Below are 12,872 nucleotides of genomic sequence, written 5' to 3' on the forward strand. Positions count from 1 at the left end.
ATGGCAAAGGTGGCACCGGAAGGGCTGATCACGGCGCTCGATATCGGGTCGTCGAAGGTTTCGGCGATGATCGCGCAGAAGGGGGACGGGGGCGAGCTGATCGTGCTCGGCACCGGCCAGCGCGAGAGCCGGGGCGTCAAGCGCGGCTATATCGCCGACATGGCGACGACCGAGGCGGCGGTGCGCGAGGCGGTCGAGCAGGCCGAACGGATCGCGGGCATCAACATCGAGAACGTCTGGGTCGGGTTCTCGGCCGGCGGGCTCGTGTCCGACGTCGCCGAAGTCGAGTTCGAACTGGGCGGCCACCGCGTCGAGCAGCAGGATATCGATGCGCTGCTCGCCGCCGGGCGCAACTCGATCGATCCGCAGGGCCGCATGGTGCTGCACGCGCAACCCGCGCTCTATACGCTCGATGGCCTTACCGGTGTAAAGACGCCGCTCGGGCTGCATGCCGACCGGCTCGGCGTGCATATCCATGTCGTCGCAGCGGACGGTTCGCCAGTCCGCAATCTCGATCTGTGCGTGCGGTCGGCGCATCTCGAGGTGAAGTCGATCATCGCTTCGCCGGTCGCGACCGGGCTTGCCTGCCTCAGTGAGGAGGAGCGTGAGCTCGGCGTCGCGCTGGTTGAGATGGGTGCCGGGATCACCAACGTGTCGTTGTTCGCGGGCGGCATGCTCGTAGGTCTGACCTCGATCCCGATGGGGGCGGCGGACATTACGGATGATATCGCCAGCGCGTTCGGCACGCGGCGGCAGAATGCCGAGCGGATGAAGTGCTTCCACGGCTCGGCCAATGCGAGCCCCCGCGATAATCACGACATGATCCCGGTCATGCCGATCTCTGCCGAGGACGGCGCGGGCGAGGGCGCGCAGATCACCAAGGCGCAACTGATCGGCGTGATCCGCCAGCGCCTCGAGCATCAGATGGGCGAAGTGCGCAACGCGCTCACCAAGCTGAAGTTCGAGGGGCCGGTCGGGCGTCAGGTCGTGCTGACCGGCGGTGGTGCCGAGCTGAAGGGCATCGCCGACTATGCGCAACAGGCGCTCGGACGGTCGGTACGGATCGGTCGACCGCGCGGGCTGACCGCGCTGCCGGAAGCGCATGGCGGACCGGCCTTCGCGACGCTAGCGGGGTTGGCCTTCTATGCGGCGACCAATCCGATCGATCTTCGCGGGCTCGCGCCGCAGCGGACGACGGTGCATCGGCCAAAGGGTATGGGCATGGTGCGGAAATTGATTCAGGCGGCGCGCGCGAATTATTAAGAGTTTCGAGGGCGCTGGCGTTATTTCGGCTGGAACCGGCCGTGGCGTTGGTGCACACAGATTAATCAGGGGCCCGGCCGTAGCGTATCTACCGGGTTGTGCGGAGAACGGCGATGAGCATCGAATTCCTTAGTCCCGAAGTGGACGATCTGGCCCCCCGCATCGCGGTGATCGGCGTCGGCGGCGCGGGCGGCAACGCAATCGCCAACATGATGCGGGCCGACGTCCAGGGAGTCGACTTCCTCGTGGCGAACACCGACGCGCAGGCGTTGAAGCAGTCGACCGCACCGCAGCGGATCCAGCTGGGTACCAAGATCACGCAAGGGTTGGGTGCCGGCTCGCGTCCCGAGATCGGGCGCGCGGCGGCCGAAGAGACGATCGACCAGCTCGCCAAGATGCTCGAAGGCGCGCACATGTGCTTCATCACCGCCGGCATGGGCGGCGGCACGGGTACGGGCGCGGCCCCGGTCATCGCCAAGGCGGCGCGCGACATGGGTATTCTGACGGTCGGCGTCGTGACCAAACCATTCGCGTTCGAGGGCAACCGTCGCGCGAAGTCGGCCGAGGGCGGCATCGACGAGCTGCAGAAGTATGTCGACACGCTGATCGTCATCCCGAACCAGAACCTGTTCCTCATCGCCAACGCGAACACGACCTTCAAGGAAGCGTTCACGATGGCGGACGAGGTGCTCCAGCAGGGCGTCCGCAGCATCACCGACCTGATGGTGATGCCGGGCCTCATCAACCTCGATTTCGCCGACGTCCGCTCGGTGATGCAGGAGATGGGCAAGGCGATGATGGGCACCGGCGAGGCGAGCGGCGACAACCGCGCGCTCGAGGCCGCGCAGAAGGCGATCTCGAACCCGCTGCTCGAAGGCGTCAGCATGCGCGGCGCGAAGGGCGTCATCATCTCGATCACCGGCGGCGACGACATGCGCCTGCTCGAAGTCGACGAAGCCGCGAATCACATCCGCGACCTGGTCGATCCCGATGCGAACATCATCTGGGGTTCGGCGTTCAACCAGGAGCTGGAAGGCAAGATCCGCGTCTCGGTCGTCGCGACCGGGATCGACGCCGATGCGCGCCCTCCGGAAGTTGCGCCCGAGCCCACGCGCTCGTTCAGCTTCGGATCGCGCAAGACTGACGAGACCACTTCGTTCCGTCCGAGTGAGCCGGCTGCGGCATCGTCCGTGCCCGCTTCGTCGGCCGATGAAGAGCCGCTCGACCTGAACGCATCGTCGGAAGTCGAGCCGTCGTCCTCGAAGTCGGACGACGAGCTCGTGCTCGGCGCCGAGACGATCGTACCGCAGGCAGCACCTTTGGCCGCGCCCGCGCCGGCCGCACCGGCGCCGCAGCCGGCTCCTGCGCCGCGCGTCTATGGCGACGAGCCCTATGGTCGCGGTCCGATCGCACGTCCGGCTTCGGCATCGGCCGTGCCGCCGGCTCGTGCGCCGATCGCACCCGCCATCCCGGCGCCGACGCCCGCTGCGGACGAAGGTGGTGCACGGCGTCGCTGGCTCGCGCCGGGTGCCGAAGCGGCTCCGGAGGCGGTTCCGGCCGCGCCACGCGTGAAGCTGGGTGGTACTCTGTTCGAGCGCATGTCCAATGCGGCCCGCGGCGCGGCGAAGGAAGACGGCGAAGCGGCCCCGCAGGATCCGCTCGACATCCCGCGCTTCCTGCATCGGCAGAACAACCAGTAAGCCTGAGCGCCGTTCTCTTGGTATGGCGAGAGAACGGCGGGGCGAGATGGGTTGATCGGGGGGTATCGTTCTCCAACTTCTTCACCTCCCCGGCGGAGGCCGGGGCCCAGTTGGCAAGGTTGATGTAACGGAGCGCTTTCGATCGTTATTTCCGTCTCCCGACTGGACCCCGGCCTCCGCCGGGGAGGCGGCGTTTCAGAGTGAACGCTTTTCCAAGATCACCTATGCCGAACCCACAGATCGTAATTCTCGCCCGTTGCTTGCTCCTCGGTACTGCACTCGTCGCCACCCCGCCCCAGTTCGCCGCGCCGATGCGTCGGAGACATTGCCGGTTCGGTCGGGCTGGCGTCTAGACAGATGATCATCATGACCCGGTCCTCGCATCATTTCCTGACTGCCGCGCTGGCGCTCGTGCTGGCCGCGGTGCCGTGCGCGGTCGTCGCGCAGGAAGTCGTGCAGGCGATCCCGGGGACGACCGATGCGGACAAGCTTGGCGATCTCATGCGCCGGGTCGCGAGCAATCCGCGCGACGTCGATGCGCTGATCCGGGCGGGCGACCTGTCGATGGGGCTGGGCGATCTGAGCGGTGCCGCGGCCTTGTTCGCACGCGCCGAGAAAGTGAACCCGCGTGATGGTCGGATCAAGGCGGGGATGGGGTCGATCCTGGTCCGCTCGGAACGGCCGGGCGAGGCGCTGCGCTATTATGCGCAGGCGGAAAGCCTGGGTCTCGACCCGCGGAATTTCGCGGCGGATCGCGGGCTCGCGTACGATCTGATCGGCCAGCAGGATCGTGCGCAGCGCGATTACCGGGTCGCGCTCCGCAATGCGCCGGATGACGAGACGATCAGGCGCTATGCGCTGTCGCTCGGCATTTCGGGGAAGCCGGAACTCGCGATCCAGCAGCTCAATCCGCTCCTGCTGAAGAGCGATCGTGGTGCATGGCGCTCGCGCGCGTTCATCATCGCGATGAACGGCGACGTCGCGGGTGCCGAGAAGATCGCGACCACGATGATGCCCGCCGGCACCGCCCAGGGTCTGCAACCGTTCTTCCAGCGCCTGCCGACCCTGCCGGCGAGCGATCGGGCGTTCGCGGTGCATTTCGGTGAGGTCCATGCGACGCCGGCGCGCCTGGCGGATGCGCGGATGGCGCCGCCGCTGGGCATCCTCGCGGCGGATCCGACCGCGCCGGTGATGCTGGCTGCCGTGCCGCAGCCGGTCGTCGTCGCCGCGTCCGGCAAGACCAAGCGCGGCCGTCGCAGCAAGCCGGGCCGGACCGAGATGGCCGCGACAACGCGCGCCGCGACGCCGGTGCCGGTTGTCGCGACGCGTACCCCGACTACTCCCGCTCCGACTATTCCCACTGCGGTCGCGCCGCCGGTTCAGTTCGCGTCGTCGTCGGTCCCGATGGTGCAAGCCGTGCCTGGGCAATCGACAGCGGCGCGGGTCGCGACACCGCAGCCGACCTATCGTGCACCGCAAGTCGCGCAGACCACCACGGTCGCGCCGCAGACCCAGACACCGGTCGCAGTGGCACGTGTCGCGCCAACACCGACGCCGGCGCCCAACTCGGCGCCGACTTCGACCGGGGCGTTGCCCGCGACCACCGTCACGCAGATGGCGGCCGTCCCCGCGGGGCGGATCCAGTCGGAAAGCAACACGCGCGTGGCCAATTCGATCGCGGCCGCGGCGGTCGCGTCGACGGGTACGATGGCCAAGCCGGTAGCGCCTAGCCCCGTACAGCCGACACCGGTGCAACAGGCTTCGGTCCAGTCGCAGCCCGTGACACCGGCGCCGGTGCAGCAGGCTTCGGTCCAGCCCCGGCCGGTTCAGCAGGCGAGTGCCGCACCGCTGCCGACTCCCGGCTTCTCCGCGAATGGAGCGACGCCGTCGACGCCGCCGGTCGAGGTCGCCGCAGTGTTGCCGCCACGCGCGGTGGTGGCGAGTGAGGATTCGATCCTCGCGCGGATCGTCGCGGGGTTGTCGATCCCGGCGTCAGAGCTCGATGTCGCGCCGATGCGACCCGCGCCCGTCGTGACGCAGGCCGCTGTGCCGGTTTCCGACGACGCCGAGCGCGTGCTCGCCGAGGCGAAAGCCAAGCTCCAGCGCGATGCGGCGGCAAAGAAGATCGCGGCCGAGCAACTCGCTGCCGACAAGAAGGCTACCCTCGACAAGAAGGCGGCGACGCGCAAAGCCATCGCCGACAAGAAGGCGCTTGCCGAGAAGAAGGCGGCCGCCGCCGAGAAGCTTGCTGCAGACAAGGCTGCGGCCGAGGAAAAGCGGATCGCGCGCGCCAATCCCGAACGCATCTGGGTGCAGGTGTCGACCGGCGCGACCGAGGGCGATCTGCCCAAGGCGTGGAAGGGTGTGAAGGCCAAGGCGCCGGCCGTGGTCGGCAGTCGCGGCGGCTGGACGACTCCGTGGAAGGCGACCAATCGCGTGCTGGCCGGGCCGTTCAAGACCGATGCGGAGGCGCGCACCTTCGTCAATCAGCTCGCCAAGGAAGGCGTTTCGACGTTCAGCTTCACCAGCGAACCGGGCCAAGTCATTACGAAGTTGCCTGCGAAGTGAGCGCGTTCACACTCTGGCCGGCGAAGTGAGTCACCGCGCGCCCTGGGCTTCGGACCCGGCGCGTAGCAAAGGACGGCTTCAAGAGGAACAGAACGGGACCGTACGTGGGCCGCGCGATGCCTTTCAGCGCGACCGTGACCGGATCATCCACTCGATCAGCTTCCGTCGCCTACGCCACAAGACGCAGGTGTTCATGGCGCCGGACGGCGACCATTTTCGGGTACGCCTGACGCACAGCCTGGAAGTCGCGCAGATCGGCCGGACGATCGCGCGGACGCTGGCGCTAAACGAGGATCTGACGGAGGCCTTGTGCCTGGCGCACGACATCGGCCATCCGCCGTTCGGCCATGCCGGCGAGGATGCGCTGAAGGCGGCGTTGACGGGGCAGGGCGGTTTCGATCACAACGGCCACACGCTCCGCACGCTGATGACGATCGAGCGGCCGTATCCGATGTGGAACGGGCTCAACCTGACCTGGGAGACGCTCGAGGGTCTCGCCAAGCATAACGGCCCGGTACGGCATCCGGGTTGGGCGCTGGCCGCGGCGGATGCGGAGTTTCCGCTGGCGCTGACCAGTTTTTCGTCGCTGGAGGCACAGGTCGCGGCGATTGCGGACGATATCGCGTACGACAATCACGACATCGACGACGGCTTGCGCGCCGGACTGTTGACGCTCGACCAGATGCTGGCGGTGCCGCTGGTCGCGAGCGGCTGGGACGACGTCCGCCGGCGGTTCCCGGACGTTGCGCCGAAGCGGCTGGTCGGCGAACTCGTCCGCACGCAGATCGGGACGATGGTCAATGACCTGATCGCCGAAACCCGTCAGCGGATCGCGGCGAGTGGCGTTGCGAGCGTCGACGACGTCCGTGCCGCCGGACAGTGCCTGGTCGGGTTCTCGGGCGAGATGCGCGAGGCTGAGCGTGACCTCAAGCGCTTCATGTATGCCAATCTATATCATCACCCGCGCCAGTTGGCGGCGGCGGATGCAGCACATGGCATCGTGTCCGGGCTGTTCGCGGTCTATCGCGACGATCCCGCGACGATACCCGAGGAATGGCGCGAGCGGCTGCCGTCGGAGGATCCCGACCGCAGCCGGCATATCGCGGATTTCATTGCGGGGATGACGGATAGGTATGCGGTGTCGCGCTACCGCGAACTGGTCGGCCCGATCGATCTGCCCGAGGGGTTCTGAGTCCGATACGGCGCTTATCCTCCCCCGCTAGGGGGAGGTGGCTGGCCCTTGCCAGACGGAGGGGGCGGGAAGGGCAAACCGAAGTTCCGTGTCCTCCCCCTCCGTCACCTTCGGTGCCACCTCCCCCTGGCGGGGGAGGATTGCGGATAAACGGCGGCTCTAACGCAAATCGGCGGCCGGACCTTGGTCCGACCGCCGATTATACCATCGTCGATGTTAGCGATGTTCAGCGCGTGACCGAAGCGATGCCGCCGGCTGCGCCATTGGCTTCGGCGGTCTTGAACGCGACCGGTACGCCGCCCGACACACCCGATACGCGATCGCCGCGGACGATCAGGTGGAACTTCTGGCCCGACGGGTAGCGACGGCCGTCGATGACCTGGCGGCCACCTTCCTGGGTCGAGGTATAGACATAGGTGCTGCCCTCGTGGACGAAGCTCTGCTTGGACTCTGCGGCCATGCCGATCGTAGAGGTGAGGGCGGCGGCTGCTACTGCGATGATCTTGAAACTATTGCGCATGATCGTGTCTCCCGCGTTGTGCGTCGAGCCGGATCAGGTCTTCTCCCAACTCTCGAGTCAGATAAATATTGCGGTGCAGCATAAGTCGCAATTGCAAAGCCGGCGATCACGCTTGCGTGCGCTGCAACGACGTAGCGCCCTGACGATGCGGTGAACTGCGACGGTGACATAGTTCCGCGACATCTCAGGCGCATAGCCGACGCGAAGGAGAGGGATCTTGTCCGCTTCCAGTATCGCGCTCAATCGGTTCGGCCTTGGTGCGAGGCCCGGTGACGGCGTCTCCGGGGACCCGGCGAAATGGGTGCTCGCGCAGTGCGAGCGCTTCGAGGCGCGGCCCGCGGCAATTGCCAGCGCGCCGTCGACGTCGAGCGTTTCGGCGACCCTGGCGACGTATTTTGCACAGCAGAGGATGATCAGGGCGGAGTTCGGACCCCGTCGGCCGAAACCGGCGCCGAGCGCCGCCGCGCCGATGACGGCGCCGAGCGCCTTCATGCCGATGACCGGGCCGGGCGCCCCTACGCCGATGACGGCACCCGCCATGTCCGCCATGATGGCCCCGCCCGCCATGCCCGGTCCAGCCGGCGACAAGCCCGGCGAAGCGGCCCGGCGCGCCGCGCGGCAACTCGCCGGCAAGCAGAGTCGCGACGATTACGGCGGCGCGGTTGCGGCTCGTACGATCGCCGCACTGACGAGCGATGCGCCGTTCGTCGAGCGGCTCGTGCATTTCTGGGCGAACCATTTTGCGGTTTCCACCGACAAGCTCGAAGTCACCGGGCTCGCCGGGCCGATGGAGTTCGAGGCGATCCGCCCGCACGTCCTGGGCAATTTCGCAGACATGCTGAACGCGGTCGAGCGTCATCCGGCGATGCTGCTGTATCTCGATCAGGCGGTATCGGTCGGCCCCGACAGTCCGTTCGCCGCGCGCCGACCCAGGCGACGCACCGGTCTCAACGAAAATCTCGCGCGTGAAATCATGGAACTTCACACGCTCGGCGTCCGCAGCGGGTACACCCAGGCCGACGTCACCGAATTCGCGCGGGCGATGACCGGCTGGACGGTCGCGGGAATCGGTCGCGGGCCGGGTGCGCGCATGCAAGACGATAGCCGGCAGGACGATGCCCGGCCGGGCGCGTTCGTCTTCCTTTCCGAGGTGCATCAGCCGGGTGACCGGATCGTGATGGGCAAGCGCTATCCCGCGGCAGGCGAGGAGCAGGCGCAGGCGGTGCTGGCCGATCTCGCGGTCCATCCGGCGACCGCGACCCATATCGCGACCAAGCTCGCGCGGCACTTCGCGGGCGACACGCCGCCGCCGGCGATGGTGAAGCGCCTCCAGGCCGCGTTCCTCGAATCGGGCGGTGACCTGCCCATAGTCTATCGCGCGCTGGTCGCATCGCCCGAGGCATGGGTGACGCAGCCGGTCAAATTCAAATCGCCGTGGGAATGGTATGTCTCGACGCAGCGCGCGCTCGGCACGACCATCGTCCAGCCCGGCGTGACGGTGGGCATGATGAACCAACTCGGCCAGCCGGTGTGGAAGCCGGGGCAACCGGTCGGCTACGACGATATCGCGGCGGCCTGGGCCGGACCCGACGCGATCCTGCGCCGCGTGGAGGCGGCGGAGCGGTTTGCCGCGCGGGCCGGGCCGGTCGATGCCCGGGCGCTGGCGCCGACGCTGTTCCCGGCGTCGGTCAGTCCTGCCACCACGCAGGCGATCGCGCGCGCGGACAGTCCGGCGCAGGGGCTTGCGTTGCTGCTCGTCGCCCCCGAATCCATGCGGAGATAGTCATGCTCGACCGTCGTTCCTTCCTCTCGACCGGTACGCTCGGCGTGCTGGCGTCCGCCTTCGCGCCGCGCATCGCTTTCGCGCGGGCCGCGACTAACAGGCGGTTCGTGTTCGTCATCCAGCGCGGGGCGGCGGACGGGCTCGGCACGATCGGTGCGGTCGGCGATCCCGCATTCGCCGGGGTCAGGGGGGATCTCGCGGCCGACTTCGCCACGGGCACGAAGCTCGACGGCATGTTCGCGTTGCATCCGGCAATGACGGCGAGCGCGGGCCTCTACAAACAGGGCCAGGCGCTGTTCGCGCACGCGATCGCGTCGCCTTACCGCGACCGATCGCATTTCGACGGGCAGAACGTGCTCGAGACGGGGGGCGTGAGTGCGTATCAGGTCCGCGACGGGTGGCTGAACCGACTGCTCGGCGTGCTGCCCGCGGAGGAGGCGCGCGCGATCGCGGTGGCGGCGACCGTGCCGATGGCGCTTCGCGGCCGGCGTGAGGTGGCGTCTTACGCGCCGTCGAACCTGCCGGATGCGTCGGACGACCTGTTGCAGCGGGTGACGATGCTCTACGATGGCGACCGGCAATTGCACGCGCTGTGGAGCGAGGCGATGGCGACGCGCCAACTGACCAGCGATCTCGGTCAGGACGGTGGCCGTAACGCCGCCGCGACCGGCGCGCTGGCTGCACGGTTGCTGAAACCCGACAATGGCGCGCGGATCGCGATGATCGAGACGGGCGGCTGGGATACGCATACGGGGCAGCGCGGGCGGCTCGCGGCGCAGTTGAAGGGCCTCGATGTGATGGTCGCCTCGCTGCAGGCGGGGCTGGGGCCGTTATGGGCGGACACGATGGTGCTGGTCGCGACCGAGTTCGGGCGGACCGTCGCGGTCAACGGCACCGGCGGCACCGATCATGGCACGGGTACGGCGGCGATGCTGTTCGGGGGCGCCGTGAAGGGCGGGCGGGTCGTGTCGGACTGGCCGAGCCTCGCCCCCGCCGCGCTGTACGAGGCGCGCGATCTGAAGCCGACGATGCAGCTGGATGCGTTCATCGGCGGGGCCGTGTCGTCGCATTTCGGCATCGAGCCGGCGCGGGCGATGGCGGCGCTGTTCCCGGCGAGCGCGAAGACGGCCGCGGTCGAGGGTTTGGTGCAAGTCTAAGGTCGTTCTTTCCACCTTGCCCCGCCACACTTCTGTTCCCTCGCGAACGCGGGGGCCCAGGATCTCGCGCGGTGCCCGTGGTTTAGCTGGGCCCCCGCGTCCGCGGGGGGACTGTTAAAGCGTTTCATTGTTTCGGACGGGAACTGACCGCGTCTGCGCGACGGGATTAAAATTGAGCGCCGTGCCGCTATGGTCTAGAGCGCGCGCTTCCTTGTGATACCGGAATTGCCATGACGCTCTACGCCCGTTTCGCCGCGCATATCGATGCGGCGCTCGACACGCTGACCGCGGCGGGGACGCTGCCCGCGGGCCTCGACCGCAAGAACGTGACGGTCGAGCCGCCGCGCGACACGAGCCACGGCGATCTCGCGACCAACGCCGCGATGGTGCTGGCCAAGCCCGCAAAGACCAATCCGCGCGTGCTGGCGGATGCACTGGTCGCCGAGCTGTCGAAGCTCGAGGACGTCGCGTCGGCGAGCGTAGCGGGCCCCGGCTTCATCAACATGAAGCTGACCGACGATGCCTGGCGCGCCGAACTGGCCGCGATCCCCGAGGCAGGCGCCGATTACGGCCGGTCGACGCAAGGCGCGGGGATCACCGTCAATATCGAATATGTCTCGGCCAACCCGACCGGGCCGATGCACATGGGGCATTGCCGCGGTGCGGTGGTCGGCGATGCGCTCGCGAGCCTGCTCGAATTCGCCGGACACCGGGTGATCCGCGAATATTACGTCAACGACGCCGGCGGTCAGGTCGATGTCCTCGCCCGCTCCGTCCACCTGCGCTACCGCGAGGCGCTCGGCGAGACCGTCGAGATCCCCGAGGGCCTGTACCCCGGCGACTATCTCGTCCCCGTCGGCCAGTCGCTCGCGAAGGAATTCGGCGACCGCTATGTCGGCGCGCCCGAGAGCGAATGGCTCGCCGTCTTTCGCACGCAGGCGGTCGCGGCGATGATGGTGATGATCCGCGCCGATCTCGCGCTGCTCGGGATCGAGCACGAAGTGTTCTCGTCGGAGGCCGAACTCCAGGCCGCCAAGAAGCCTGAGGCCGCCGAGGCCGAGCTGCGGTCGCGCGATCTCGTCTATGACGGTGTGCTCGAAGCGCCGAAGGGCGAGATGCCGGACGATTGGGAGCCGGTCGAGCTGCCGCTGTTCCGCTCGACGCAGTTCGGCGACGACCAGGATCGGCCGATCAAGAAGTCGAACGGATCGTGGACCTATTTCGGCGCCGATCTCGCCTATCATTTCCAGAAGAGCCAGAGCGCCGACCAGCTGATCGACATCTGGGGTGCGGATCATGGCGGCACGGTGAAGCGGATCGTGGCGGCGGTGGCGGCGCTGACCGGCGGCAAGACGCGGTTCCACGTGAAGCTGGTCCAGATGGTCCGGCTGTTGCGTAACGGCGAGCCGGTGAAGATGTCGAAGCGCTCGGGCAATTTCGTCACGCTGGCCGACGTCGTGCGCGAAGTCGGCAAGGACGTGGTGCGCTTCACGATGCTCACGCGGCGGTCGGATGCGCAGATGGATTTCGACTTCGCCAAGGTGGTCGAGGCGTCGAAGGACAACCCGGTTTTCTACGTCCAATACGCGCATGCCCGCATCGCATCGCTGCATCGCCGCGCGGAAGAGGCGGGAATTACGCCGATTGCGGCTGATTTGTCCCGGCTTGATACGGACGAACTGGCGCTCGTGCAGCTCGCGGCACAGTTTCCGCGGCTCGTCGAGATCGCCTCCACGGCGCGCGAACCGCACAGAATCGCGTTCTATCTCTATGACTTGGCGGCGGCATTCCATGCGCTGTGGAATGTCGGCAACGACCGTCCCGATCGCCGCTTCCTGGTGATCGAGGATCCGCAGGCGACGGCCGCACGGCTTTTCTTGGCGTCCGCTATAGGGCAAATTATTCATAATGGCCTCGCCATCATGGGGGTCGAAGCGGTTTCGGAGATGAAGTGATGGCCGACGACATGGATCTGCGCGAGGAAGACCGGCTCCCCTGGCTCGAGACCGTCGAGCCGGACGAGCAGGACACGGTCGGCATCGGCCGCGTGATCGCGCTGGTCGTGCTCGGGCTGGCGGTGCTCGCGGCGATCATCTTCGGCATCTACAAGCTGCAACAACGCACACCCACGGGCGACGGCCAGCTGATCGCCGCACAGGAGGGCGACTACAAGGTCAAGCCCGACGACGCCGGCGGTCTGAAGGTCAAGGGCGAGGGCGACTCGGCGATCGCGACGAGCGCGGGCAAATCGGGCAATGGCGCGATCGACCTGCGCGGCGTGCCGGAAGCGCCCGTAGACGGCAAGCGCGCGGTGGCGCCTAAGACCTCCGACGTGGCAGGTCGCAACGCCGTCGCGCAGGTGCCGGAGTCGAGCGGCCGCCTGGTCGCGGCCGCACCGATGGCGCCGTCACGCTCGGGCACCGCGACCGCGGCGACGGGTGGCTCGCTGGTCCAGCTCGGCGCCTATCCGAGCGAGGCGGTCGCGAACGCGGCGTGGACCAATTTCTCGAAGCGGTTCGCCTATATCGCGGCGCTGGGCAAGTCGGTCCAGCCGGTCGCGACGGGTGGGCGCACGCTGTACCGGCTGCGCGTCAATGCGGGCAGCGCGAACCAGGCGGCGGACATCTGCGGCCGGTTGCGCGTGGCGGGCGAAACCTGCTTCGTTGCGAGCTGACCGACGCGGTAGGAC

9 protein-coding genes are annotated in these 12,872 nt (G+C 67.8%); 8 read left to right on the top strand and 1 reads right to left on the bottom strand.

Translation table 11 applies throughout. From position 1 onward, the window contains the following. The 4 genes from ftsA to NLI89_RS06540 all read left to right on the top strand — a co-directional run bounded on the left by ftsA (position 1) and on the right by NLI89_RS06540 (position 6,723). A complete protein-coding gene (ftsA, locus tag NLI89_RS06525; RefSeq protein ID WP_132897832.1) occupies positions 1 to 1,263 on the top strand; it encodes a cell division protein FtsA in 1,263 nt (420 codons plus the stop codon). 113 nt (positions 1,264 to 1,376) lie between these two features. Next, a complete protein-coding gene (gene ftsZ / locus NLI89_RS06530) occupies positions 1,377 to 2,963 on the top strand; it encodes a cell division protein FtsZ (RefSeq protein ID WP_254686283.1) in 1,587 nt (528 codons plus the stop codon). Positions 2,964 to 3,320: 357 nt separating this feature from the next. Beyond that, positions 3,321 to 5,531, top strand: coding sequence for an SPOR domain-containing protein (locus NLI89_RS06535; RefSeq protein ID WP_254686284.1), 2,211 nt, complete (start codon positions 3,321 to 3,323; stop codon positions 5,529 to 5,531). Positions 5,532 to 5,556: 25 nt separating this feature from the next. Then, on the top strand, positions 5,557 to 6,723 hold the full coding sequence (locus NLI89_RS06540; protein ID WP_254686285.1) for a deoxyguanosinetriphosphate triphosphohydrolase: 1,167 nt from the start codon (positions 5,557 to 5,559) through the stop codon (positions 6,721 to 6,723). A 226-nt stretch (positions 6,724 to 6,949) separates the two neighbouring features. On the opposite strand, the gene NLI89_RS06545 is transcribed toward NLI89_RS06540, so the two are convergent. Beyond that, a complete protein-coding gene (locus NLI89_RS06545; RefSeq protein ID WP_254686286.1) occupies positions 6,950 to 7,243 on the bottom strand; it encodes a hypothetical protein in 294 nt (97 codons plus the stop codon). 217 nt (positions 7,244 to 7,460) lie between these two features. Here NLI89_RS06545 and NLI89_RS06550 point away from each other — a divergent pair, with 217 nt between their 5' ends. From NLI89_RS06550 to NLI89_RS06565, 4 genes are all read left to right on the top strand, one after another. Continuing rightward, positions 7,461 to 9,026 carry a DUF1800 domain-containing protein gene (locus NLI89_RS06550; RefSeq protein ID WP_254686287.1) on the top strand — a complete coding sequence of 522 codons (1,566 nt, stop codon included), beginning with the start codon at positions 7,461 to 7,463 and terminating at the stop codon, positions 9,024 to 9,026. Positions 9,027 to 9,028: 2 nt separating this feature from the next. Continuing rightward, a complete protein-coding gene (locus NLI89_RS06555) occupies positions 9,029 to 10,183 on the top strand; it encodes a DUF1501 domain-containing protein (RefSeq protein WP_254686288.1) in 1,155 nt (384 codons plus the stop codon). Positions 10,184 to 10,413: 230 nt separating this feature from the next. Further along, positions 10,414 to 12,138 (top strand): arginine--tRNA ligase, encoded by a 1,725-nt coding sequence (gene argS, locus NLI89_RS06560; protein ID WP_254686289.1) that lies wholly within the window; start codon positions 10,414 to 10,416, stop codon positions 12,136 to 12,138. Then, on the top strand, positions 12,138 to 12,857 hold the full coding sequence (locus NLI89_RS06565; protein WP_254686290.1) for an SPOR domain-containing protein: 720 nt from the start codon (positions 12,138 to 12,140) through the stop codon (positions 12,855 to 12,857). The genes argS and NLI89_RS06565 overlap by 1 nt, the downstream gene beginning before the upstream one ends. The last annotated feature ends 15 nt before the right edge of the window (positions 12,858 to 12,872 follow it).

It is taken from the genome of Sphingomonas faeni (assembly GCF_024273235.1).
GTDB classification, from domain to species: Bacteria; Pseudomonadota; Alphaproteobacteria; order Sphingomonadales; family Sphingomonadaceae; genus Sphingomonas; species Sphingomonas faeni_A.